Annotated in this window: 21 protein-coding genes; 11 read left to right on the top strand and 10 right to left on the bottom strand. The window is 71.4% G+C overall.

Going from position 1 to position 25,334, the window contains the following annotated elements:
• Window positions 1-222: 222 nt before the first annotated feature.
• On the top strand, window positions 223-3,696 hold the full coding sequence (gene metH, locus NE236_RS22730; RefSeq protein ID WP_252844081.1) for a methionine synthase: 3,474 nt from the start codon (window positions 223-225) through the stop codon (window positions 3,694-3,696).
• A gap of 94 nt (window positions 3,697-3,790) precedes the next feature.
• Here metH and NE236_RS22725 read toward each other — a convergent pair whose 3' ends face one another.
• The 5 genes from NE236_RS22725 to NE236_RS22705 all read right to left on the bottom strand — a co-directional run bounded on the left by NE236_RS22725 (window position 3,791) and on the right by NE236_RS22705 (window position 7,396).
• A complete protein-coding gene (locus NE236_RS22725; RefSeq protein ID WP_252844080.1) occupies window positions 3,791-4,294 on the bottom strand; it encodes a S26 family signal peptidase in 504 nt (167 codons plus the stop codon).
• Window positions 4,291-6,126, bottom strand: coding sequence for an ABC transporter ATP-binding protein (locus NE236_RS22720; protein ID WP_252844079.1), 1,836 nt, complete (start codon window positions 6,124-6,126; stop codon window positions 4,291-4,293). Before NE236_RS22720 ends, NE236_RS22725 begins: the two co-directional genes overlap by 4 nt.
• Before the next feature lie 34 nt (window positions 6,127-6,160).
• Entirely contained in the window at window positions 6,161-6,664 is a 504-nt protein-coding gene (locus NE236_RS22715) for a TlpA disulfide reductase family protein (RefSeq protein ID WP_252844078.1), read from the bottom strand.
• Entirely contained in the window at window positions 6,664-7,170 is a 507-nt protein-coding gene (locus tag NE236_RS22710) for a MauE/DoxX family redox-associated membrane protein (protein ID WP_252844077.1), read from the bottom strand. Before NE236_RS22710 ends, NE236_RS22715 begins: the two co-directional genes overlap by 1 nt.
• 61 nt (window positions 7,171-7,231) lie before the next feature.
• Complete coding sequence (locus NE236_RS22705) at window positions 7,232-7,396, bottom strand: hypothetical protein (protein ID WP_252844076.1); 165 nt, start codon at window positions 7,394-7,396, stop codon at window positions 7,232-7,234.
• Window positions 7,397-7,670: 274 nt separating this feature from the next.
• Between NE236_RS22705 and NE236_RS22700 the strand changes: the two genes are divergently transcribed.
• From NE236_RS22700 to NE236_RS22660, 9 genes are all read left to right on the top strand, one after another.
• Window positions 7,671-8,321, top strand: coding sequence for an HAD family hydrolase (locus tag NE236_RS22700; protein WP_252844075.1), 651 nt, complete (start codon window positions 7,671-7,673; stop codon window positions 8,319-8,321).
• 187 nt (window positions 8,322-8,508) lie between these two features.
• Window positions 8,509-8,961: a hypothetical protein gene (locus NE236_RS22695; RefSeq protein WP_252844074.1), complete on the top strand. Its 453-nt coding sequence runs from the start codon at window positions 8,509-8,511 to the stop codon at window positions 8,959-8,961.
• A 254-nt stretch (window positions 8,962-9,215) separates the two neighbouring features.
• Entirely contained in the window at window positions 9,216-10,214 is a 999-nt protein-coding gene (locus NE236_RS22690) for an ABC transporter permease (protein ID WP_252844073.1), read from the top strand.
• A gap of 47 nt (window positions 10,215-10,261) precedes the next feature.
• Window positions 10,262-12,013, top strand: coding sequence for an ABC transporter substrate-binding protein (locus NE236_RS22685; RefSeq protein ID WP_252844072.1), 1,752 nt, complete (start codon window positions 10,262-10,264; stop codon window positions 12,011-12,013).
• 79 nt (window positions 12,014-12,092) lie between these two features.
• Window positions 12,093-13,106 carry an ABC transporter permease gene (locus NE236_RS22680; RefSeq protein WP_252844071.1) on the top strand — a complete coding sequence of 338 codons (1,014 nt, stop codon included), beginning with the start codon at window positions 12,093-12,095 and terminating at the stop codon, window positions 13,104-13,106.
• Entirely contained in the window at window positions 13,103-14,164 is a 1,062-nt protein-coding gene (locus NE236_RS22675; protein WP_252844070.1) for an ABC transporter ATP-binding protein, read from the top strand. The genes NE236_RS22680 and NE236_RS22675 overlap by 4 nt, the downstream gene beginning before the upstream one ends.
• A gap of 85 nt (window positions 14,165-14,249) precedes the next feature.
• On the top strand, window positions 14,250-15,350 hold the full coding sequence (locus tag NE236_RS22670) for an ABC transporter ATP-binding protein (protein ID WP_308209141.1): 1,101 nt from the start codon (window positions 14,250-14,252) through the stop codon (window positions 15,348-15,350).
• Window positions 15,351-15,489: 139 nt separating this feature from the next.
• Window positions 15,490-15,804, top strand: coding sequence for a hypothetical protein (locus NE236_RS22665; RefSeq protein ID WP_252844069.1), 315 nt, complete (start codon window positions 15,490-15,492; stop codon window positions 15,802-15,804).
• Window positions 15,805-15,907: 103 nt separating this feature from the next.
• The gene (locus tag NE236_RS22660; protein WP_252844068.1) at window positions 15,908-17,611 is read left to right on the top strand and encodes an ABC transporter substrate-binding protein; all 1,704 of its coding nucleotides are present in this window, start codon (window positions 15,908-15,910) and stop codon (window positions 17,609-17,611) included.
• Between the two features lie 76 nt (window positions 17,612-17,687).
• Here the strand turns inward: NE236_RS22660 and NE236_RS22655 are convergent, their stop codons facing one another.
• The 5 genes from NE236_RS22655 to NE236_RS22635 form a co-directional block, all read right to left on the bottom strand.
• Window positions 17,688-20,189 (bottom strand): ABC transporter permease, encoded by a 2,502-nt coding sequence (locus NE236_RS22655; RefSeq protein WP_252844067.1) that lies wholly within the window; start codon window positions 20,187-20,189, stop codon window positions 17,688-17,690.
• Complete coding sequence (locus NE236_RS22650; RefSeq protein ID WP_372494417.1) at window positions 20,189-21,004, bottom strand: ABC transporter ATP-binding protein; 816 nt, start codon at window positions 21,002-21,004, stop codon at window positions 20,189-20,191. The genes NE236_RS22655 and NE236_RS22650 overlap by 1 nt, the downstream gene beginning before the upstream one ends.
• A 222-nt stretch (window positions 21,005-21,226) precedes the next feature.
• Entirely contained in the window at window positions 21,227-21,904 is a 678-nt protein-coding gene (locus NE236_RS22645; protein ID WP_252844066.1) for a response regulator, read from the bottom strand.
• The gene (locus NE236_RS22640) at window positions 21,905-23,092 is read right to left on the bottom strand and encodes a sensor histidine kinase (protein ID WP_252844065.1); all 1,188 of its coding nucleotides are present in this window, start codon (window positions 23,090-23,092) and stop codon (window positions 21,905-21,907) included. It abuts the gene before it with no gap.
• Window positions 23,093-23,205: 113 nt separating this feature from the next.
• A complete protein-coding gene (locus tag NE236_RS22635; RefSeq protein ID WP_252844064.1) occupies window positions 23,206-24,105 on the bottom strand; it encodes a RecB family exonuclease in 900 nt (299 codons plus the stop codon).
• A 96-nt stretch (window positions 24,106-24,201) separates the two neighbouring features.
• On the opposite strand from NE236_RS22635, the gene NE236_RS22630 reads away from it, so the two are divergent.
• Window positions 24,202-25,332 (top strand): site-2 protease family protein, encoded by a 1,131-nt coding sequence (locus NE236_RS22630; protein ID WP_308209140.1) that lies wholly within the window; start codon window positions 24,202-24,204, stop codon window positions 25,330-25,332.
• The last annotated feature ends 2 nt before the right edge of the window (window positions 25,333-25,334 follow it).

Below are 25,334 nucleotides of genomic sequence, written 5' to 3'. Positions count from 1 at the left end.
AGGCACAACGCGCCTTGACCGTAACGGTTACGGAACGCACGCGGGCCGAGACGTCGATCACGTTCGCGGCCGAGGGGCCCGGATCCCGGCCGGGAGCGGTGCCGGCGGGCGGGGCTCAGCGGCCGGGGCCTGGTACGTCGGGGCTCGGAGCGGCACGGACGGGCCCCGGAGCTGAGGCGCGTACGAACGGGGCTCGGATGGCCGCCGATAGGCTATGGGGCCATGAGCGCGACGCCAGAGACCCTGCGCCAGGCCCTACGCGAACGTGTCATCGTGGCCGACGGAGGCATGGGGACGATGCTTCAGGCGGCCGGTCCGAGCCTCGAGGACTTCGAGGGTCACGAGGGCTGTAACGAGATCCTCAACGTGACCCGCCCGGACATCGTGCGCCGGGTGCACGAGGAGTACCTCGCCGCCGGTGTCGACTGCGTCGAGACCAACACCTTCGGCGCCAACCTCGGCAACCTCGGCGAGTACGACATCACCGAGCGGATCGAGGAGCTGTCGGAGGCGGGGGCGCGGATCGCCTGCGAGGCCGCCGCGGAGCTGTCGACGCCCGACCGGCCGCGCTGGGTGCTGGGCTCGATGGGGCCGGGCACGAAGCTGCCCACGCTCGGCCACGTGCCGTTCGCCGAGCTGCGCGACGCGTACGAGCGCAACGCCGCCGGCCTCATCGCCGGCGGCGCGCACGCGCTCATCATCGAGACCTGCCAGGACCTGCTGCAGGCGAAGGCGGCCGTCATCGGCGCCGAACGGGCGGTCGCCAAGGCCGGCACCGCCACGGTCCGCATCGCGCAGGTCACCATCGAGCAGAACGGCGCGATGCTGCTCGGTTCGGAGATCGGCGCCGCCCTCACCGCCCTGGAGCCGCTCGGGCTCGACGTCATCGGCCTCAACTGCGCGACGGGCCCGGCGGAGATGAGCGAGCATCTGCGCTATCTGGCCCGGCACGCCACGACCGCGCTGTCCTGCATGCCCAACGCCGGGCTGCCGGAGCTGACCGCCGACGGCGCGTTCTACCCGCTGACGCCGGACGAGCTCGCCGACGCGCACGACACCTTCACCCGGGAGTTCGGCCTGTCGCTGGTCGGCGGCTGCTGCGGCACCACCCCCGAGCACCTGCGCCACGTCGTGGAGCGCGTCCGGGGACGCGAGGTCGCCGCCCGCAGGCCGCGGCCGGAGGCCGGTGCCGCCTCGCTGTACCAGCACGTGCCGTTCCGGCAGGACACCTCCTACCTGGCGATCGGCGAGCGCACCAACGCCAACGGGTCCAAGGCGTTCCGCGAGGCGATGCTGGAGGCCCGCTGGGACGACTGCGTCAAGATCGCCCGTGACCAGGCCCGCGACGGCGCCCACCTGCTCGACCTGTGCGTCGACTACGTCGGCCGCGACGGCGTCGCCGACATGAAGGAGCTGGCCTTCCGGTTCGCCACGGCCTCCACCCTGCCGATCGTGCTGGACTCGACGGAGCCGCCGGTGATCCAGGCCGGTCTGGAGATGCTCGGCGGCCGAGCCGTGATCAACTCCGTCAACTATGAGGACGGCGACGGCCCGCAGTCCCGTACGGCCCGGCTCATGCCGGTCGTCAAGGAGCACGGCGCGGCGGTCATCGCCCTGACCATCGACGAGGACGGCCAGGCCCGTACGGCGGAGTGGAAGGCGCGGGTCGCCGACCGGCTGATCGAGGACCTGACGACCACCTGGGGCATGCGGGTCGAGGACATCATCATCGACTGCCTGACCTTCACGATCGGCACCGGTCAGGAGGAGTCGCGGCGCGACGCCGTCGAGACGATCGACGCGATCCGCGAGATCAAGCGGCGCCACCCGAAGGTCCAGACCACCCTCGGCCTGTCCAACGTCTCGTTCGGGCTCAACCCGGCCGCCCGCATCGTGCTCAACTCCGTCTTCCTCAACGAGTGCGTCAACGCCGGCCTGGACTCCGCGATCGTGCACGCCTCCAAGATCCTGCCGATGGCGCGCATCCCCGACGACCAGCGCCAGGTCGCGCTCGATCTCGTCTACGACCGGCGCCGGGACGGCTACGACCCGCTCCAGCGGTTCCTGGAGCTGTTCGAGGGCGTCGACGCCGCCGCGATGCGCGCCGACCGGGCCGCCGAGCTGGCCGGCCTGCCCCTGTGGGAGCGGCTGAAGCGCCGCATCATCGACGGCGAGCTCGACGGCCTGAGCGCCGACCTGGACGAGGCCCTCGCCCAGCGGCCCGCCCTGGAGATCGTCAACGACGTGCTGCTCGACGGCATGAAGACCGTCGGCGAGCTGTTCGGCTCCGGGGAGATGCAGCTGCCCTTCGTGCTGCAGTCCGCCGAGGTGATGAAGACCGCGGTGGCCTACCTCGAGCCGCACATGGACAAGACCGACGAGGGCGGCAAGGGCCGCATCGTGCTGGCCACCGTCAGGGGCGACGTCCACGACATCGGCAAGAACCTCGTCGACATCATCCTGTCCAACAACGGCTACGAGGTGATCAACCTCGGCATCAAACAGCCCATGTCGGCGATCCTCGACGCGGCCAAGGAGCACCGGGCCGACGTGATCGGCATGTCCGGTCTCCTGGTGAAGTCCACCGTGATCATGAAGGAGAACCTCGAGGAGCTGAACTCCCGCAGGCTGGCCGAGCGCTGGCCCGTGCTGCTCGGCGGCGCCGCGCTGACCCGCGCGTACGTCGAGCAGGACCTCGCCGAGCTGTTCGACGGCGAGGTCCGCTACGCGCGCGACGCCTTCGAAGGGCTGCGCCTCATGGACGCGATGATGGCGGTCAAGCGGGGTGAGGCCGGTGCCACGCTGCCGCCGCTGCGCCGGCGCCGGGTCGCGGGCGGCGCGAAGCTCCAGGTGACCGAGCCGGAGGACATGCCGAAGCGTTCCGACGTGGCCACCGACAACAAGATCCCCGACCCGCCGTTCTGGGGCGACCGGGTCGTCAAGGGCGTGCCGATGGCCGACTACGCCGCCTTCCTCGACGAGCGGGCCACCTTCATGGGCCAGTGGGGTCTGCGGGCCGCACGCGGCGGCGACGGCCCCTCGTACGAGGAGCTCGTCGAGACCGAGGGACGGCCGCGGCTGCGGATGTGGCTGGACCGCGTCCAGACCGACGGGCTCGTCGAGGCCGGCATCGTCTACGGCCACTTCCCGTGCGTCAGCGAGGGCGACGACGTCGTCGTGCTCCACGAGGACGGCTCCGAGCGCACCCGCTTCACCTTCCCCCGGCAGCGGCGCGACAGGCACCTGTGCCTCGCCGACTTCTTCCGGCCCCGCGAGGCCGGCGAGACCGACGTGATCGGCTTCCAGCTCGTGACGGTCGGCTCGAAGATCAGTGAGGTGACGCAGGAGCTGTTCGAGAAGAACTCCTACCGGGACTACCTTGAGCTGCACGGCCTGTCGGTGCAGCTCGCCGAGGCGCTCGCCGAATACTGGCACACGCGCGTCCGCGCGGAGCTGGGGTTCGGCGGCGAGGACCCCGACGACCTCGACGCGTTCTTCAAGCTCGGCTACCGGGGCGCGCGGTTCTCCCTCGGCTACGGTGCCTGCCCGAACCTCGAGGACCGCGCCAAGATCGTCGAACTGCTGCGCCCGGACCGCGTCGGCGTGACGCTGTCGGAGGAGTTCCAGCTCGTCCCCGAGCAGTCCACCGACGCGATCGTCGTGCACCACCCGGAGGCGAAGTACTTCAACACCTGACCCGGCGCCCGCCCGGCCGACGCGGAAGGCGCCGTCATCCTGTGGGGAGGCGGCGCACGGCCTCGGCGGCCAACTGCGCGATCCGGAGGCGGGGTCAGCCCGCGGGGAGCCGGCGGACCGCCACGCCGACGAACTGCTCGGCGCGGACGAACCCGTAGTCGCGGGAGTCCCAGCTCTTGGCCGCGTTGTCGCCCAGCACGACCACGGCACCCGGCGGCACGGTCGTTTCCCGGGTCTCCCGAAGGCACGGCACCCGGTCCACCGGCACGGGGTCACCGGCCACCGCGATCGCCCGTTTGATGTACAGGAGCCCGTCCGGATGCTCCCGCACGACCGGTGCCGCCGGCTCCTCGTCGGCTGGGGCGCGGTCCACATCCGGCGGTGGCGCGTCCAGTGTCGGCGGCCGGATCCGGACCACCACGATCTGGCCCACATGCACGCGCCGGGTCCGGCGGACCAGCAGCCGGTCGCCGGAGTAGAGCGTGGGCTCCATGCTGGGTCCGTCGACCGTGGTGACCAAGTAGCGCCGGCGCACCCATCCGGCCAGGACGCCGGCCACCACCAGCAGGCCGCCCACGGCTGCCGCGAGCGACGTCATCCGATGTGCTCCGAGGGGTGAGGGGCCTCCCGGTATCCGGCCGCCTGCAGCCGGAACAACCGGGCGTAGTGGCCGCCCGCCGCCATCAGCGTCTCGTGTGTGCCGAGTTCGACGACGCGCCCGCCGTCGAGAATCGCGATGAGGTCGGCCTCCCGTACGGCGCTGAGCCGATGTGAGATCAGCAGGCTGGTACGACCGGCCCGGTAGAGGCGCATCTGGGCATGGACCTCATGCTCGGCCACCGGGTCGAGGCCGGAGCTGGGCTCGTCGAGGATCATCAGATCCCGGCCGTCGCGGACGAAGGCCCGGGCCAGCGCGAGGCGCTGCCACTGACCACCGGACAGCACGACCCCGGTCTCGGGGTCCTCCTTGTCGGCCTCGGAGAAGAACATCCGGGTCAGCAGGGTGTCATAGCCGTGGGGAAGACCGGCGAGCCTGTCATGGACGCCCGCGCGGGCGGCCGCCCGCCTGATGGCCTCCGGCCGGTCGAGCGTCCTGATGTCGCCGACCGCGATGTTCTCCCGCGCGGTCATGTCGTAGTTCATGTGGTCCTGGAACACCGCGCTGATGCGCTCGCGCAGCGCGGGGGGCGGGATGTCCCGCAGGTCCACACCGTCCCACAGGATCCGCCCGTGGGTCGGGTCGTACATCCGGCACAGCAGCTTGACCAGCGTGCTCTTGCCCGCGCCGTTCAGGCCGACAAGCGCGACGGCCCGGCCGTGCGGGATCGTCAGGTCGACGCCGCGCAGGACCCAGGGGTGGTCGTCGCTGTAGCGGAACCACACGTCGCGGAACTCGACGCCCCGCCGCAGCTCCGGAGCGTTCCCCGTGGCGACGCTGGGCAGGTCCGGTTCCGCCCGGGTCACCGCGACGTAGTGGGTGAACACCAGCAGGCGGCCATGGGCGGTGGCGATGGAGGCCGTCAGCGTATCGAGGGCGGTCTGCACGCCGCCGACCGCGGCGAGGAACATGGTGACGTCGCCGACGCCGAGCGTGCCGTGCCGCGCCGCCGTGATCGCCCACCACAGGCCGCCGCCCGCCACCGCCGCGCTCAGTGCGGTCAGGCCGCCCTGGACGGCCAGCTCACGCCGGTCCATCCGCCGTTCGGCCGCGTTGCCGCGTTCACGTTCGGCCATCATCCGGGCGCGCAGGAAAGCGCCGATGCCGAACAGGCGGATCTCGGTGGCCGCCTCCACGTCGGTCAGCAGGCGGCTGTAGAAGAACTCGCGGCGATGGGTCTGCTCGGTCGCCCACTGCATGGCAGCCCGGCTCCGCGACAGCAGGAGTTCGGCGATCAGCGCCGGCGCGGCGGCCAGCAGAACCAGCGCCGTCATCAACGGGCTGATGACCAGCAGCGACGTGAGGAAGCCGATGAGGGACAGCGCGCCGCGCGCGGTGCCGCAGACGGCGTCGACCAGGTACCCGGCACTGGCGGTCGCCTCCTGCGCCAGGCGCAGCCGGTCCAGGAAGACCGGATCTTCGAACCGCCGCAAACCGACCTGGCGTTCGGTTGCGGCGAACAGCCGGTCGGTCGCCCGGACTCCGGCGACCCGGCCGGTCTGGTCGCGCAGGTACCTGCCGATCCCGGGGAGGGCCGCGGCGGCCAGTCCGGTCGCCACCAGCGCGGCGGCCGGGCCCGCGACCGGGCCCTGGGACGTCGTCAGCCGGTCGACCACAGTCTTCGTCAGCCAGGCGGTCGCGATCGGCGTGGCGGCCTCGGCCAGGGTGATCAGGAGGTAACCGGACACGCCGCCGGGTGCCGACCGCCAGGTGAGCGCGGTCGCCTCGGCTGCGGCGACGGCCAGTTCCCGTACACGGGCACGCCGTCTCATCGGCGCCGCCCACCCGGCCCCGCGTTCGGTGTTCTCATGCCGGGGATTCGACGGGCAGGTCCTCCAAGCGTCCGCCCGTGGCCACCACCCGCTGCTCGGCGTCGATGAGGTACAGCGCCGGCGTCCAGGTGTTCTGGAAGGCACAGCTCACGACGCCGTCGTAGTCCTCGACGACGACGCGGGCCGCCGGCGACAGGACCGTGACCAGCTCAGGGTCGTCACCGGTCACCACCGCGAGCCGGGGGAGCCCCGTCGCGAGCCGCGCGAAGCGCGGAGCCAGGTCGTGGCACGGCTCGCAGCCGGCGGAGAAGAAGCCGACCAGCCCGATGAGGTCCTCGTGCGAGACCGGCTCACCTTCGGTGGTCGTGGTGGCGAAGTCACCGATCCGGGAGCCGGGTTTCAGCACCGTCGGCGGCCCGGCGTGCTGCGGCTGCGCCGCACCGTGCCCCCGGAGCCTGCGGATCAGGCCGAGCGTGAGGATGAGGTTCAGCACGCACAGCAGGCCGATGAGGACGACGGCGGCGGCAAGGTAGGGCATCAGGGGGTCCTCACGAACAGGTCGACGATGTCATCGAGGGCGACGATCAGCACCGCTCCGACCAGCCCGGCCGCGGCGGCCACCGCGATCCCGCCCGCGGGCGGCAGGCCGCCGGGGGACAGGCCGCCGAGCGCGGCACAGGTGAGCAGTGCTCCGTTGCGGACGAGATGGCGTGTGCCGAGCGGAACGCTGGACGGGCCGAAGCAGCGGCAGGTGGCGCGGCGTCCGCGCCGTATCGAGGTCGCGACGGCCGTGGTGAAGGCGGCCAGCAGCGCGGCGGCGAGACCGAAGCCGTATGCGGCGGTGGGCGGTGCGATCAGCAGCGGAGGCACCAGTGCCTCGAGTGCGGTCGTGGTGGTCGCCAGGAGCCGGGCGCGGCCGGGCCACGCCGGCACCAGCGCGGGAACGGACCTGGCGAAGCCGTCGAAGTCGCGGAGTTTGGAGGTGGCCGACACGGCGAAGACCAGCCCGATCAGGCAGGCGCACCCGATCCGTACGAGTTCCATACGCACTCCTCACAGAACGCCGTCGCGGGCGGCGACATCGCGGCGCCGCCCGCGGGGGACCTCACGGCGATCCGCAGGCGCCGACGACGTAGTGGCGGCATTGGCCGTCGCAGCAAACCTTGCGGTACTTCAAGCCACCGGAGCAGTAGTAGGAAGTTATGCAGCCGGCGGACGCGGTGGCCTTTGGGGCCACGCGCGCCAGCAGGCGATCGATGAGACGGGTCATACGTGTCTCCTCTCCCGGCCGTGACGGCCGTGCCTGGCAGTGGGCATGATCATCGGACCGACGGGATTATGACACAAGGCCGGGCCCGCAACCTGCGAAAATGATCATCTCTCCCAGGTCATCCTGTTCAGAGCCGGTTCGAGGCCCGTCCTGAAATAGCCCGGAAGCCGCCTTGGGGCGCGCCGGGGCGGGCGTTCGAGCGCCACGTCGCCCGGTGGCGGCCACCGGGGGCGTGACATAGGCTTCGTTGTCCCATTTCGGGGGGTGTGAGGAGATGGTGCGGGTGCTGCAGGCTGTCCTGTTCGACATGGACGGGTTGCTGCTCGACTCCGAGCGGCTCTGGCTGGAGGCCGAGGCCGAGGTGATGGCCTGGCTCGGCGGCGCGTGGGGACCGGAGCACCAGGAGTTCCTGGTCGGCGGCTCGCTCGACCGTACGGTCGACTACATGCTCGACCTGACGGGCGCCCCCGTCGCCCCTGAGGAGGTCGGCCGCAGGCTCCTCGACGCGATGGCCGGACGGCTGCGCGCCGACGTCCCCATGATGCCGGGCGCCCGGGAACTGCTCGACGAGGTCCGGGTCGCCGGCCTGCCGTCCGCCCTGGTCTCCTCCACCCACCGGGTGCTGATGGAGCACGCCCTCGACGGCATCGGACGCGACAGCTTCACCGTGACCGTCGCCGGGGACGAGGTGAACCGCACGAAGCCGCACCCGGAGCCGTACCTCGCGGCGACCCGCCTGCTGGACGTCGACCCGCGCCGCTGCGTCGCCCTGGAGGACTCGCTCAACGGAGCCGCCAGCGGCGCCGCCGCCGGCTGTCACGTCGTCGCCGTCCCCAGCGTCGTGCCGATCGACGAGGCCCCGCGCCGTACGGTCGTGGAGTCCCTGCGCGAGGTCGACCTGGACCGCCTGCGCGCCCTGGTCTGAGGGGGAACCCCGGGGTCGTGCCCGGGGAGTACCCGGAACGGTCCCGGAGGAGGAGCGCCGGACGCGTCATGACGTGTCAGGATGGAAACGTCACGACAAGGGTCCGGCGACGACCCGGCCGATCCGGCGATGTCCGTCCGCGTCGGAAGGGCCGGCGATTCAGCCGGGCCGGGGGTGAGGTGCGTCAATGAGCGATGTCCTTCTGTTCACGATCAGCATGGCGGCCACGGTGCTGGGCCTGCTGGGGAGCTGGGCGGCCTACCGCAGGCGCGGGCTCGCCTCGGGCATGCGGGGCACCGCCTGGTCCATGGTGCCGATGGGCGCCTATCTCACCGGACTGACCAAGTTCCTGGCAGACCTGGCGTTCAGCCCCGTCAAGTGGGCCGGCGTGGCCCTGTTCGGGCTCGGCGCGCTCCTCTACATCGCCTCGGGCGCCATGCTGCGCCGGGGCACCGCCGTGGAGGGCGGACCGCGCCGCAAGCGCGAGCCCGAGAGCGCACCGAAGAGCGCACCGAAGAGCGCACCGAAGAGCGCGCCCAAGGGCGCCGCCCCGAAGGGCGAACTCGAACGCCGCGGACCGGCCGCCGACCCGGACCTGGCGGAGATCGAGCAGATCCTGAAGAACCGCGGTATCAGCTGATGACCTGCGAAGACATGCGCGGAGTGTGACGCTCCGCGTTCGCCGGTTCACAACTTACGAGATCACGTCTGCCCTTGATGACGACGAGATCACAATCGAGACACGGGTACTAGCGCCAGGCTGCTCGCGAGCGTGAGAGTCATCTTGGGGAGGATAAGTTCCCTCTCCGACGGACCGAAACGGCCGGAGTCCACAGAACGGCTCCGGGACGGTCCTTCGATGAACAACGCGGCCGAACGTGGGAGGTACCTGTCGTGACCGCACCGATCGAGGTCACCGGGTCGGAGCTCGAGGCCAGGCCCGATGCCGTCCTCGACGGCGTGCGCAAGATCGAGGGCCGTTCCCTCGGCCAGATCGCGCTGATGCGCCTGCGGCGCGACAAGCTCGCGATGACCGGCGGCGTCGTCGTGATCCTGCTGATCCTCATGGCGATCCTGGCCCCGCTGCTGACCGCCTGGTTCGGGCACCCGCCGAGCCAGTTCCACCAGGACCTGATCGACCCGAACCTCCAGCGCCCGCTGCACGGCCCGTGGCACTCGGGGGTCAGCGCCGACTTCCCGCTCGGCATCGAGCCGACCAACGGCCGGGACATCTTCAGCCGCATCGTCTACGGAGCGCGCATCTCCCTGCTCATCGCGTTCCTGGCGACGCTCCTCTCCGTCGTGATCGGCACGGTCCTCGGCATGGTCGCCGGCTACTTCGGCGGCTGGGTCGACACGCTGATCGCCCGGGCGATGGACGTCTTCCTGGCCTTCCCGATCCTGCTGTTCGCGATCGCGCTCGGCGGCGTCGTGCAGGGCAAGGCGTTCGGGCTGTCCGGCAACGGTCTGCGCATCGGCCTGCTGGTCTTCATCATCGGCTTCTTCAACTGGGCTTACATCGGCCGGATCATCCGGGGCCAGACCCTGTCGCTGCGCGAGCGGGAGTTCGTGGACGCCGCGCGGGCGATGGGAGCACGCGCCCCGTACATCCTGTTCCGCGAGCTGCTGCCGAACCTCCTCGCCCCGATCCTGGTGTACTCCACGCTGCTGATCCCGACGAACATCCTGTTCGAGGCGGCGCTGTCGTACCTCGGCGTGGGAGTCAGCGAACCGACCCCGACCTGGGGCGGCATGCTCTCCCAGGCGGTCCCGATCTACTCGCTCGACCCCTGGTTCATGATCGTACCCGGTGTGGCGATCTTCGTGACGGTGCTCGCGTTCAACCTGTTCGGCGACGGCCTCCGCGACGCTCTGGATCCGCGGACCCGCTGACCACTCGCTTTCCCCAAGAAACGTCCCACAAGGAGGAACGTAGCCAAATGAGGAGATCAATCCCTCTCGTCGCGACGGGGCTCGCGGCGACCCTCGCCCTGGCCGCCTGCGGCGGCGGGAGCGGTGGTTCGAGCGGCAACAGCGGCGGTGACGGCTCGTTCAACGCCGGCCTGACGCGGGTCGTGAACCCCTCGACCAAGACCGGCGGCACGCTGCACCTGGCCAACGCGGGTGACTGGGACAACGTCGACCCGGCCGACACTTACTACGCGTTCTCGTGGAACTTCGCCAGGTTCTACGGGCGGACGCTGATGATGTTCAAGCCCTCGCCGGGCAAGTCCGGCCTGGAGCTGACCCCCGACCTCGCGCAGGGCCCGGGACAGCACAGCGCCGACCTGAAGACCTGGACCTACAAGCTCAAGCCGGGCGTCAAGTACGAGGACGGCACGCCGGTCAAGGCCCAGGACATCAAGTACGACATCGAGCGGTCGCTGGACAAGAAGACCTTCCCGAACGGTCCGACCTACTTCAACGACTACCTCGACCTGCAGGGCTACACCTCGCCCTACAACGACAAGACCCCGGGCAAGCTCGGCCTGAAGGCCGTGGAGACGCCGGACGACTCGACGATCGTCTTCCACCTGAAGAAGCCGTTCGGCGCGTTCGACTACTTCGCGATGCTGCCGTCCACGATGCCGGTGCCGCCGGCCAAGGACACGGGCGCGAACTACAAGCAGCACGTCGTCGCGACCGGCCCGTACAAGTTCGAGAGCTACACGCCGGGCAAGTCGATCGCGCTGGTCCGCAACACCAACTGGGACCCGAGCACCGACCCGAACCGCAAGCAGCTGCCCGACCGGGTCGAGGTCCAGCTCGGCATCAACGCCGACGACGTCGACAACCGTCTCATCAACGGGTCCCTGCAGAGCGACGTGCAGAGCACCGGCGTGCAGGCCGCCGCCGCCGGCAGGATCCAGACGCAGCCGCGGCTGAAGCAGAACGCCGACGCCGCTCCGACGGCCCGCCTCTGGTACGTCGCCATCTCCGGTGACGTCGCGCCGTTCGACAATGTCCACTGCCGCCGGGCGGTCGAGTATGTCGCCGACAAGCAGGCCATGCAGACCGCCTTCGGCGGCCCGCTGTCGGGCGGCGACATCGCCACCCACCTGATCATGCCGGTGCTCCCGGGCAGCAAGGACATGAACCCCTACCCGTCCGGCCCGGGGAACCACGGCGACATCGCCAAGGCCAAGCAGGAGCTCGCGGCCTGCGGCAAGCCCAACGGCTTCAAGACGGTGATCAGCGCCCGGACCGAGCGGACCAAGGAGGTCAACGCCGCGCTCGCGATGCAGCAGAGCCTCGCGAAGATCGGCGTTCAGGTCGAGATCAAGAAGTACCCCCAGGGCGACTACTTCAAGCTGTACGCCGGCAAGCCGGAGTACGTGAAGAAGAACGGCCTCGGCCTGATGATGATGGCGTGGGCCGCGGACTGGCCGGAGGGCTTCGGCTACCTGTCCCAGATCGTCGACAGCCGCGTCATCCGTGACGCCGGCAACACCAACCTCGGCGTCAAGGACCCTGAGGTCGACAAGACGCTCGACAAGGCCGTGGTCACCGCCGACGAGACCGCCCGGAACGACCTGTGGGCCCAGATCGACGCCAAGGTCATGGACGACGCCTACATCGTGCCGTTCCTCAACGTCAAGGGCCTGATGTACCGGCCGCCGAGCGCGAAGAACACATACATCAACCAGGGCCTCAACGGCGAGTACGACTTCGTCCAGATGGGCGTGAAGTAACTCCTCATTCCTAGAAGGCAGGTGAAGGCCGTCGGTGGCCGGCGGGCGACGCGCCCGTCGGCCACCGTGGCCGGGCACTGTGGTCACATTCCTCATCCGGCGTCTGATCGCCGCCATCGCACTGCTCGTCATCGTGAGCATGGTGACGTTCGCGATCTTCTTCCTCGTGCCGAGGCTGACCGGGGCCACCACCGCGGACCTCGCATCCCGGTACGTCGGCAAGAGCGCCGGTCCGCAGGCGATCCACGAGGTCGAGGTACGGCTCGGGCTGAACAAGCCGCTGGCGATCCAGTACTGGGACTTCGTCAAGGGCATCGTCGTCGGCTCCCACTATGACTTCGGGCCGTCGAAGGTCTACTGCGGGCCGCCGTGCTTCGGCTACTCCTTCATCAACCAGACGCCGGTCTGGCCGGACCTGCTCGACCGGGCCCCGGTCACCCTCTGGCTCGCGGCCGGCGCGGCGATCATCTGGCTGCTGTTCGGGGTCTCGGCGGGCGTCGTGTCCGCGCTGAAGCGGGGCACGGCCGTCGACCGCCTCTCGATGGGCCTGGCGCTGGCGGGCGTCTCGCTGCCGATCTTCTTCACCGGCCTGCTGTCGCTGGCCATCTTCCGCGACAAGCTCGGCTGGTTCCCCGACGCCGGAACGTACGTCGGTTTCACCCAGAATCCGATCCAGTGGGCGTCGGCCATGGTCCTGCCGTGGGTCACCCTCGCGTTCCTGCAGGCGGCGCTGTACGCCCGGCTCACCCGGGCGGGCATGCTGGAGACCATGGGGGAGGACTACATCCGGACGGCGCGCGCCAAGGGCCTGCCCGAGCGCACCGTGATCGTCCGGCACGCGCTGCGGGCTACGCTCACCCCGGTGCTGACCATCTTCGGTCTGGACCTGGGCATGCTGCTCGGTGGCGCGGTGCTCACCGAGAGCACCTTCTCCCTGCCGGGGCTGGGCAAGTTCGCCATCGAATCGATCAACAACAACGACCTTCCGCGCGTGCTCGGCGTGGTGATGCTCGGTGCGTTCTTCATCGTGCTGGCCAACCTCATCGTGGACATCCTGTACGCGGTGATCGACCCGAGGGTGAGGCTGTCGTGACCCAGGACCAGACGGCGGAACCGGTCGCGGACCCGGCGCCGAGGGCCTTCCTGGACGTCCGGGATCTGCGCATCCACTTCCCGACCGACGACGGGCTGGTCAAGTCCGTCGACGGGCTGTCGTTCACGCTCGAACGCGGGCGCACGCTCGGCATCGTCGGTGAGTCCGGCTCGGGCAAGAGCGTCACGAGTCTCGGCCTGCTCGGCCTGCACAACCGCCGGAACGCCAAGGTCTCCGGCGAGATCTGGGTGGACGGCCAGGAGGTCGTCGGCTCCTCCCCGGAGCAGGTGCGCCGGATGCGCGGCCGGAAGATGTCGATGATCTTCCAGGACCCGCTGTCGTCGATGCACCCGCTCTACACGATCGGCGCCCAGATCATCGAGGCGTACCGGATCCACAACAACGTCAGCAAGGACGTCGCGCGCAAGCACGCGATCGACATGCTGGGCCGGGTCGGCATCCCGCAGCCGGACCGGCGCGTCGACGACTACCCGCACCAGTTCTCCGGCGGCATGCGGCAGCGCGCCATGATCGCCATGGCGCTGTCCTGCGACCCCGAGCTACTCATCGCCGACGAGCCCACCACGGCGCTCGACGTCACGGTGCAGGCGCAGATCCTCGACCTGATCCGCGACCTGCAGGAGGAGTTCGACTCCGCCGTCATCATGATCACGCACGACCTGGGCGTGGTCGCGGAGCTGTCCGACGACATCCTCGTGATGTACGGCGGCCGGTGCGTGGAGTACGGCTCCGCCGAGGACGTCTTCCACCGGCCCGAACACCCCTACACCTGGGGACTGCTCGGCTCGATGCCGCGCCTGGACCGCGACCGGTCCGAGCGCCTCATACCGATCAAGGGCTCCCCGCCCAGCCTCATCAACGTCCCGGTCGGCTGCGCGTTCAGCCCCCGCTGCGCGTACGCGGAGCTCAACGACGGCCGCAGCGAGACCGAGCGGCCGGAGCTGCGCGAGATCGCGCCGGGTCACCGGGTCGCCTGCCACCTCGGCAGGGAGGACCGGCACCGTATCTGGACCGAAGAGATCCGGCCGAGGCTTTGATCGAGGAGACCGTGGGCGACGGGCACGCCGCCCCGGCGGTCGATGGACGGCACCGGCCGGACGGCCGGAGCGAACTGGAGAGACAGTGACTACACCCGACAGCGAGGTCGTGGCGGACCAGCGGCCGGCCGGTGACGGCGACGACGCGCTGCTGGAGGTCCGCGGGCTGCGCAAGCACTTCCCGGTCACCCGAGGCGCGATCGTCAAACGCCAGGTCGGCGCGGTCAAGGCGGTCGACGGCGTCGACTTCACGGTGCGCATGGGCGAGACGCTCGGCCTCGTGGGGGAGTCCGGCTGCGGCAAGACCACCACCGGCCGGATGATCACCCGGCTGCTGGAGCCGTCGGACGGCCAGATCATCTTCGAGGGCCAGGACATCACCCACGTGTCGCAGGCCAAGATGCGGCCGCTGCGGCGCGACCTTCAGATGATCTTCCAGGATCCGTACTCCTCGCTGAACCCCCGCAAGACCGTCGGCACGATCATCGGGGCGCCGTTCCGGCTGCAGGGCATCGAGACCGAGCACGGCGTCAAGCGGGCCGTCCAGGACCTGCTCGAGGTCGTCGGGCTCAACCCCGAGCACTACAACCGCTACCCGCACGAGTTCTCCGGCGGCCAGCGTCAGCGCATCGGCATCGCCCGTACCCTGGCGATGCGGCCCAAGCTGATCGTCGCGGACGAGCCGGTCTCCGCGCTCGACGTCTCCATCCAGGCCCAGGTGGTCAACCTCCTGGAGGACCTGCAGGAGGAGTTCAACCTCACCTACGTCGTCATCGCCCACGACCTGTCGGTGGTGCGCCACATCGCCGACCGGGTCGGTGTGATGTACCTCGGCAAGATGGTCGAACTGGCCGACGGCGAGGGCCTGTACAACAGCCCGATGCACCCCTACACCGTGGCGCTGCTGTCGGCGGTCCCGATCCCGGACCCGGCCAAGCGCAAGGGCCGCGAGCGCGTCCGGCTGCAGGGCGACGTGCCCAGCCCGCTGAACCCGCCGCCGGCCTGCCGGTTCCACACCCGCTGCTGGAAGGCCCAGGAGATCTGCGGCACGGTCGAACCACCGCTGGTCGAGGTCATTCCCGGCCACCGCGTCGCCTGCCACTTCCCGGAGAACGCCCCCGAGGGCGCGGGCGCGAAGGTCACCAAGGCGGCCGAGGAGGCCGGCCTGACCGAACAGAGCGGCTGACAGAACGCCTCGGCCGTCCCCACACCCGTCCCCTGCGCTGCTGACCGCGAGGGGCGGGCGTGCGCGACGCGGTACTACGCCGGCACCGCGCCTTCTGGGTCGAACCGGGCCTCGGCGTGCTCGTCACGACGACCGAGCGGTGGAACGAGTGGCTACGGCACGGCGACGCTGCTTCGCGTTCGCCCAAACCGGCGGCTTCTTGCCGGGCGCCTCCCGGGATCCGGTCGGGCAGCGGTTCGCCGTGCCGGGTGGGGGACACCCGCCGGGGGTGCCGGTCACGACCGACGCCGCGCACACCCGCGCCGACACCGCCCGCTGTCGCCCTTCTGCGCCGCAGAGCGCGACGAAACCGGAGGGGTGCCCGTACGACGTGGTCCTCATAGTCCTGGCGGGGCTGCTGCCCGCGATCCTGCTCTACGGTTTCGTGGTTCTGCCGGTTGTTCTCGAAAGGTAAGCGCGCATGGGAAGGCGATGGCGAGTGCGGGGCCGTCCTCGGGTGGCGGAGATCTCATGCCGTGCGCTTGGTGCAAACATGCACTCGTTGCAATGATTTACCCGTGAGAGGCAGATTCGCGGCGTGCGCCGCCCTCCTCGTGCTCGGGGTCACCGCCTGCGGCGGTGGGCGGACCACCGCGCGCCCCGACACGTCGTTCGACCAGGCGTCGTCCCGGGTCGTGCACCCCTCCACGGCCCGCGGCGGCACCCTGCGCCTGGCCGTCACCGACGCCCCGGTCTCCCTCGACCCCGGCGACGTCGGCCTGACCTACGAGGCCGACCTCGCCCGCCTGTACGCGCGCTCCCTCGTCACCTACGCGGCGGCGCCCGGAGCGGCCGGCCTGCGCCTGGTCCCGGACCTGGCCGAGGGGCTCGGCCGGCCGGGCGACGGCGGCCGGACCTGGACGTACCGGCTGCGCCGGGGGATCACCTACGAGGACGGGACCCCCGTCCGGGCCCGCGACGTCAAGTACGCCGTCGCGCGCAGCGGCTACACCGCCCAGCTCACCCACGGGCCCCGCGGCCTGCGGGACGCCCTCACCGGCACCTACTGGGGCCCGTACCTCGACCCCGACCTCGACCACTTCACCGGCGTCACGACGCCCGACGACCGTACGGTCGTGTTCCACCTGAAGCGAGCAGATTTCGACTTCGACCATCTCGCGGCGAGCCCGCAGACCGCGCCCGTGCCCCGGGTGAAGGACACCCGGCTCGCCTACGAGAAGCATCCGCTGTCGACCGGGCCGTACCGCTTCGCGCGGCACGACGTCGGCACGGGGTTCACCCTCGTGCGAAACCCGCGCTGGCGCGACGACCCAAACCGCGCGGCGCTGCCCGACCGCATCGAGGTGACCGAGAGGGTCGCCGCCGCCGACATCGACGCCCGGCTGCGCGCCGGCACGCTCGACGCCGACCTGGCCGGCGCCGGAGTCCAGCCCGCCACCCGCGACGCGATCCTCGCCGCGCCCGCCCTGAGGGCCCGGGCGGACGATCCGCCCACCGGGCTGGTGCGCTACGCCGCGCTGTCGACCGGCGTCGCCCCCCTCGACGACGTCCACTGCCGCCGCGCCGTCCAGTACGCCGTCGATCGCACGGCGATCCAGCGCGCCTACGGCGGACCCACCGCGGGTACCCCGGCCACGAACGTCCTGCCGCCCACGGCCACTGGGTACCGGCCGTTCGACCGGTACCCGCGCGACCTCGCGCGGGCGCGGGCAGAACTGCGGGCGTGCGGCCGCCCCGGCGGGTTCACCACGGGCATCGCCGTACGCGGGGACCGCCCGGACGACGTCGCCGCCGCCCGGGCCGTCCGCCAGGCCCTGGCGGACGCCGGGATCGGCACCCAGGTCACCACCCTGTCGGCGTTCCAGTGGGGGAGCACGGCCGGTTCCCCCGCCTACGTCCACCGTCACGGCCTGGGCGTCCTGATCGGCGACTGGGCCGCGGACCGGCCCACGGGGCCGGCCTTCCTGCGGCCCCTGACCGGTCCCGCCGCCAAGACGAACAACGCGAACCCGATGGAGCTGAGAGACCCGCGGGTCGACCGGCTCCTCGCCGAGGGCGCCAGGACCCCTGACCCGCGCCGCCGGGCGGACCTGTCGGCCGAGGCCGACCGGGCCGTCATGGAGACGGGCGCCTTCGTGCCCCTCCTGGCGGAGAGGACCGTGCTGTACCGCCCGGACACGCTCGCCGGCGCCTACGTCCATCCCGCCTACGGGATGTACGACTACGCCGCGCTCGGCCGCCGGACGCCGGCGTCCCCCTGACCGGACGCGCGGCGCCGACGGTCAGGGGAACGGCCCGCGTCGTACGGGGCCGGCACCGGGAGGCGCCCGGCGCGGGTCACTCGAAGGCGATCGCCTTCAGCACGTCCATGCGGGAGGCCCGCCAGGCGGGCCAGAGCGCCGCGAGGACCCCGATGACCGCCGCCAGCACGACGTAGCCCACGAGAGTGGGAACCGGCACGCTCAGGACGTTCACGCCCTGGTCGCTGACGGCCCGCTGGACGCCGATCCCGAAGACCACGCCGATGCCGATGCCGAGCACCGCGCCGAACAGCGCGATCAGCACCGACTCCAGGCGGATCATCCGGCGCGTCTGCCGGCGGCTCGTGCCGATCGCCCGCAGCAGCCCGATCTCCCGAGTCCGCTCGATCACCGACAGGGCGAGGGTGTTGATGATCCCCAGCGCGGCGATGACGATCGACAGGGCCAGCAGCACCGTCAGCAGCGTCACGAACTGGTCCACGCCCTGCTGGACGCTCTTCTTCACGTCCGACTGGTCCTGCACCTTCAGGTCGGGGTAGGCGCTCAGCGCCTTCTCGATGCCCCTCTTCGTGGCCGCGTCCGACTTCGTCACATTGATCATCAGGCCGTTGCCGGTCGGGCGGTCCGTGTGCGCCAGGTAGGCCGGCAGGGCCAGCACCCGGGAGCCGACCAGCGGGTTCTTGGCGTAGACACCCGCGACCCGCACCGACGCGGTCTTGCCGTCGGGGAAGCGCACGCCGATCGTCGACCCCACCTGCAGATGAGCGGAGGCGGCGGTCGGCTCGTCCACCAGCAGGCCGTCACCGCCGAGCTCCGCCGAACCGGACACCAGCGACAGCCGCGCCGCCCGCTTCAGGTCGTCGGGCCGCTCGGTCGCCGCGAACGTCTCCGCCTTCGACCCCACCGTGAACCGGCCGGAGTACAGCGCCGTGACCTGCTCGACCCCGGGCACGGCCCGCACCGCCTGGGCCGGCTCGGCCGGGCTGAACACCCGCGCCGTGGCGGAGACGATGTAGTCGGCGGCGAAGCTCTTGTCGACCTGACGGGAGATCGACGCCTTCGCCGACGCGCTCATCACGTTGATCCCGCTCACCAGGGCCAGCCCGATCATCAACGCGGACGCGGTGGCCGCCGTACGGCGCGGGTTGCGCAGGGCGTTCTGCTTCGCCAGGCGACCCGGCGTGCGGAACACGCGCGGGTAGGCCGCGCCGAGCACCTTCACGACCGGACGGGCGATCACCGGCGCGAGCATCGCCACGCCCAGGAACACCAGTCCCAGGCCGATGCCCAGCCACGCGAGCCCCGACCCGCCGAGCCCCAGCCCGGCCAGCACCGCCCCAGCCGCCGTCACCAGCGACCCGATCACCACGCGGATCCGCAGTGACCGCTGCGGCATGGCGACGTCGTCGCGCATGGCGGCGACCGGCGGGATCTTCGCCGCCCGGCGGGCGGGGAAGTAGGCCGCCACGACCGTCACGACCATGCCGACGGCGTACGACCAGAGCACCGGCTTGTAGGTGAAGGTCAGGCCGCCGTCGAACTCGGCTCCGATCGCGTTGAACAGTTGCCGCAGCAGCAGCGCGAGCCCCACGCCCGCGCCCAGGCCCACGGTCGAGCCGACGAAGCCCACGCCGATCGCCTCGCCGAGGACCGCGCGGGTGACCTGCCTGCGCGAGGCACCGACCGCGCGCAGCAGCGCCAGCTCCCGGGACCGCTGGGCCACCAGCATCGAGAACGTGTTGAAGATGATGAACGCACCGACGAAGATCGAGATCACCGCGAACACGAGCAGGAACGTCCGGATGAACGACATGATGCGCCCGACCTCGCTCTTGTTCTCGTCGCGCATCTTCGTGCCGGTGATCGCCTCATAGTCCGACGACGGCAGCACCCGCTGGATCCGATCGCGCAGCGCCGTCTCGGAGACGCCCTTCCGCGCCGCGACCGTGATGTCGCTGAACCGGCCCGGCTTCAGCAGCAGCCGCTGCGCGGTGCGCTGGTCGAACGCCGTGATCGTCGCGCCCATGAGGTTGCCGGAGTCGACGATCCCGACGACCGTGACGGTCTGAGGCGGCCCCTGGACGACGATCCGCGTCCGATCCCCGACCCTCAGGCCGCTCTTCGCCGCCGTCCTGTCGTCGATGGCGACCTCGCCCGGGCCGACCGGACCGCGCCCGGCCTTCATCGGGAAGTCCTTGTCGGCCGGGTTCCAGTCGACGCCCAGCTGCGGCGCACCGGATCCCCCGACCACCTTGCCGTTCTTGCCGACCACGGCGGCGAAGCCGCCCACCCCGCCGTGCACCCGCGCCACCCCGGGCACCCTGCCGATGGCCGGGAGCAGGGACGCGGGAACCGTCGGCGCCGCGGCGCCCTCCTCGGCCTCGACGACCTTCTTCGGGCGGACCTGCACCGCGACGTCCTTGCCGGTCTTGGAGAACAGCTGGTCGAACTGGCGGCTCATCGTGTCGGTGAACACCAGGGTGCCGGCGACGAACGCCACCCCGAGCACGACCGCGAACGCCGTCAGCGCCAGGCGCACCTTGTGCGCGACCAGGTTGCGCACGGTCACCTTGAGCATCACCGGACGCCGACCCCCGGCAGCTCGAAGCCCTTCATGCGCTCCAGCACCTTCTCGGCCGTCGGATCCGACATCTCATCCACCAGCCGCCCGTCGGCGAGGAAGAGTACCAGGTCCGAATAGGCCGCGGCCACCGGGTCATGCGTCACCATGACGACCGTCTGACCCATCTCCCGCACCGCGTTGCGCAGGAACGACAGCACCTCGGTGCCCGACCGGGAGTCGAGGTTGCCGGTCGGCTCGTCCGCGAAGATGATCTCCGGACGGCCGACCAGCGCGCGGGCGCACGCCACCCGCTGCTGCTGGCCGCCGGACAGCTCGCCGGGCCGGTGCGTCAGCCGGTCACGCAGCCCGATCGTGTCGATGACCGTGTCGAGCCACGCCTGGTCCGGCTTGCGACCGGCGATGTCGAGCGGCAGCGTGATGTTCTCCAGCGCCGTCAGCGTCGGCACCAGGTTGAACGCCTGGAAGACGAAGCCGATCCGGTCACGCCGCAGCCGGGTCAGCCGCTTGTCGTCCAGCCGGGTCAGGTCCACGTCGCCAATGAACACCCGCCCGGAGTCCACCGAGTCCAGGGCCGCCATGCAGTGCATGAGCGTCGACTTCCCCGAACCCGAGGGCCCCATGATCGCGGTGAACCGGCCGGCGGGGAGATCCACCGACACCTCGTTCAGCGCGACGACCTTCGTGTCTCCCCGGCCGTACTCCTTGACGATCCGATCGGCACGCGCGGCCGGCGCGGCGAGGACGGGACCGGGCGGACCGCCGGCCACGGGGGAGGGGATATCGGTCACGGATGAAGCTCCTGCTCGCATGTCGGGGGGTTGTCTCTCGATGAGATTAGGACGGGGCGCGAGCGGTTTCGTCGGTCCAGCGGACGGAGCCGGGTTCCACCTCCGGACGGAGCGCCCGGACCGTCTCCTCCTGCGGGAGGACGACCGTCCACGGCGCTCGGAGCCCGGCGGCTCGGCGTTCGTCAGGGGCTGTTTCATGAGCCCCGTTCGTAGCAGCCGGACAGCGGGCTTATGAAACAGCCCCTAACCCTGGCCCGGCTGGGTGAGGCCGGTCTCGTAGGCGAAGACGGCCGCCTGCACGCGGTCACGCAGCCCGAGCTTGGCCAGGAGGTTGCCCACGTGCGTCTTCACCGTCGTCTCGCTGACGACGAGCTCCGCCGCGATCTCCGCGTTGGACAGGCCACGGGCCACATGCCGCAGCACCTCCAGCTCCCGCTCGGTGAGCATCCGCAGCCCCCGCGGCGGTGCCGTCTCCCGCACGGCCGGCAACCGCGTCGCGAACTTGTCCAGCAGCCGCCGCGTCACGCTCGGCGCGACGATCGCGTCGCCGGCCGCCACGATCCGGATCGCGGCCACCAGATCCTCCGGCGGCGCGTCCTTCAGCAGGAAGCCGCTCGCCCCCGCCCGCACCGCCTCGACGACGTACTCGTCCAGGTCGAACGTCGTGAGGATCAGCACCCGCGGATCGTGCGTCGCCGCACCCTCCCGGACGATCCGGCGCGTCGCCTCGATCCCGTCCACACCCGGCATCCGGATGTCCATCAGGACCACCTCCGGCAACAGGGTCCGCGTGAGCTCCACGGCCTGGGCGCCGTCGCCGGCGTCGCCCACCACCGCGATATCCGGCTCGCCCTCCAGGATGAGCCGGAAGCCCGCGCGCAGCAGCGGCTGATCGTCGACGAGGAGCACCCTGATCGTCACCTAGACCTCCAACGGGAAACGGGCGCGGACCTCGAAACCACCGCCGGAACGCGGCCCGATCCGCAGATCGCCACCATAGAGGGCGACGCGCTCGCGCATGCCCACCAGCCCATGCCCACGGCCTCCGTTGGCCTGCCCGAGCCCGGCCGCCAGCCCCCGGCCGTCGTCCTCGACCTCCACCGTGAGCTGCCGGTCCGTGTAGTGGATCCGCACCCACGCCCGCGCCTGCGGACCCGCGTGCTTCAGGGTGTTGGTCAGCGCCTCCTGGATCAGCCGGAACGCCGCCAGGTCGACGCCCGGCGACAGCGACCGGCCCTCACCCTCGATCCACAGCTGCACCTGCAGACCCGTCTCCCGCAGATGATCCACCAGCTCGCCCACGTCGCTCACCCCCGGCTGCGGCGACAGCTCACCACGCGCCGGCTCCGCCTCGGTCCGCAAGACCCCCACCAGCCGCCGCATCTCGCCCAGCGCCGTACGCCCCATCTGCTCGATGGTCGTCAACGCGTCCCGCACGGCCTGCGGGTCGCGTTCGAGGATGCGCCGCGCCGCGCCCGCCTGCACGGTCATCACGCTGACATGGTGGGCCACCACGTCGTGCAGCTCCCGCGCGATGCGCGAACGCTCCTCCGTGCGCGCCGCCCGCGCGTCGGCCGCCCGCGCCCGCTCCAGACGCCGCGCCCGCGCCTCCAGCTCGTTCAGGTACGCCCGGCGCAGCCGGAGGCTCCGCCCCAGCCACCACACGCCCACGAACAGGAACGTGTTGCTCACCGCCTGCCAGAAGTCGGCTCTCACCGCGATCAGCAGCCCGATGAACACCACCAGCGTCACCGTGCCGACGGGCAGGCTCGTCGCCAGCCCCCGGTGCGCCGCGACCGTGTACGTGGCGATGAGCAGGGCCACGGCGGGCGCCGACACCTCGTACCCCATCGCCGTCAGCGTCACGCACACGGCTGCCGAGAACGCCAGCACCACGACCGGCAGCCGCCGGCGCACCGTGAGCGACGCCAGGGTCACGGCGCCGAGCAGGACGCAGAACGCCTCCGGCCGCCTCCCCGAGGCGCCGTCCTCCCCCTGCACCAGCACGGTGACCAGATAGGCCGCCGCCAGCACGGCGGAGGCGAGCGCATCCGCCGCGATCGGATGCGCCTCCAGCCACGCGCGTCGACCACGGATGAGCTCGGACACACCCACACGTTAGGGCGTGTGACCGGATGTGGTCCCCTCCTGCGCGCGTATCGCGTCTCCTCCTGCGGGATGAGGTCACCGGCCCGGGGAGCCGCCCCGGCGCGACGCCGCGCTCACACGTCGTCGCGCGGATCCCGCGGAGACACCTCGTCCCGCGGAGCCCCCGCCCCGGCGGCCACCACCGGCAACGGCGGCGGCTCACCCCCGAACGAGGGACAGCGCGCCTGATGGTCGCACCAGTCGCACAGCCGGCTCTTGCGCGGCCGCCACTCACCGGTCTCCATCGCGCGCCGGATGGCCTGCCACAGCGCGTCGACCTTCCGCTCGGTGGCCCGCAGGTCGGCCTCGTCCGGGGCGTACCGCAGGATCTCGCCGTTGCCCAGATACATCAGCTGCAGCAACCGGGGCACCGTGCCGTGCAGCCGCCACAGCACCAGCGCGTAGAACTTCATCTGGAACAACGCCCGGGCCTCGAAGTCCGCGCTCGGCGCCCGGCCCGTCTTGTAGTCGACGACCCGCACGTCACCGGTCGGGGCGACGTCCAGCCGGTCGATGTAACCGCGCAGCTGCAGCCCCGAATCCAGGACCGTCTCCACGTACAGCTCACGACTCGCCGGCTCCAGCCGCCGCGGATCCTCCAGCGCGAAGTAGCGCTCGACCATCGCGCGCGCCTCGGCCAGCCACTCCGCGCGGGCCCCCTCGACGTCCTCGCCGTCGAACAGGGTCGCCAGCTCCGGCTCCTCGGCCAGCAGCCGATCCCACTCCGGCGCCAGTAGCTCCAGCGCCGCCGCCGGCGTGCGCCGCGCCGCCGGAATGTCGAACAACCGCTCCAGCACCGCGTGGACCAGAGTGCCGCGCACGGCCGCCGGACTCGGCCGCTCCGGGATCCGGTCGATCACCCGGAAGCGGTACAGCAACGGGCACGTCATGAAATCGCCCGCCCGCGAGGGGGACAACGTGCCGATCACGCTGGCGCCGCCAGGGGAGGCCGCGCCGGTCTCGATGGCCGTCATGCCCGCAACCCTAGGGGAGACCTGCGACAGAATCGCGCCAGAACCCGCCACGCGCCCTTAGGTCCCCTTGACGACCGGCCGCGTAGCATTCCGGGCGTGGCAGACAGCACCCCCCGCGACGGCGGCCCTCCACGCCGCCCGGGCATCCTCATGGGACGGCCGTTCGGCATTCCGGTGTACGTCTCGCCGACCTGGTTCATCGTCGCGATCATCATCACGGTCATGTTCGAACCCACCGCCCTCCGCATCGTCGGCCGACCCGAGAGCTACCTCGTCGCCCTCACCTACGCCGTGCTGCTGTACGCCTCCGTCCTCGTCCACGAGCTCAGCCACTCCGTCGTCGCCCGCGGATTCGGCCTGCCCGTGCGCGCCATCACCCTGCACATCCTCGGCGGCGTCTCCGAGATCGAACGCGAGCCGCGCACGCCCGGCCGCGAGTTCGCCGTCGCCGCCGCCGGTCCCGCCCTGTCCCTCGCCCTGGCCGCCGGCGGATACGCCGTCCTCCACTTCGTGGGCCTGCCACCGGTCGCCGAGCTCCTCGTCGAGGCGCTCACCGTCGCCAACCTCATCGTCGGCGTCTTCAACCTTCTGCCCGGACTGCCCCTCGACGGCGGCCGCATCGTCCGCGCCGGCGTGTGGAAGATCACCGGACGCCAGCGCGCCGCCACCGTCACGGCCGGCTGGATCGGCCGCGCCGTCGCCATCGCCGTCCTCGCCCTCAGCGCCGCGATGTCGGTCACCGGCGGCAACCACTGGCTCACCGTGCTGTGGGGCGCGCTCGTCGCCTCCTTCATCTGGATGGGCGCCAGCGAGGCCATCCGCGTGGCCGACCTGCGCGAGCGCATCCCCCTGCTGAACGCCCGCGCCCTCGCCCGGCGGGCCGTCCGCGTCCCCCAGGACCTGCCCCTCGCCGAGGCGATCCGCCGTGCCCGCGAAGCCCGCGCCGGCGCCATCGTCGTCGTCGGACACGAGGGCGACCCCATCGGCATCGTCAGCGAAAGCGCCGTCAACGCCACCCCCGAGCAACGCCGCCCCTGGGTCGACGCCGCCACCCTCACCCGCGCCCTCGACCCCGGCCTCATCCTGCCCGCCGACATCGCCGGCGAGGACCTCCTCGCCGCCATCCAGCGCGCCCCCGCCACCGAGTACCTCCTCATCGAACCCTCCGGGGAGATGTACGGCGTGCTCGCCGTCGAGGACGTCGGCCGTACCGTCGCGAGGCCGTAGCC

It is taken from the genome of Actinoallomurus purpureus, assembly GCF_024055795.1.
Lineage (GTDB): Bacteria > Actinomycetota > Actinomycetes > Streptosporangiales > Streptosporangiaceae > Actinoallomurus > Actinoallomurus purpureus.
The sequence above is the reverse complement of the archived record's forward strand: the minus strand, read 5'-3'. Positions and strand labels throughout refer to the sequence as shown.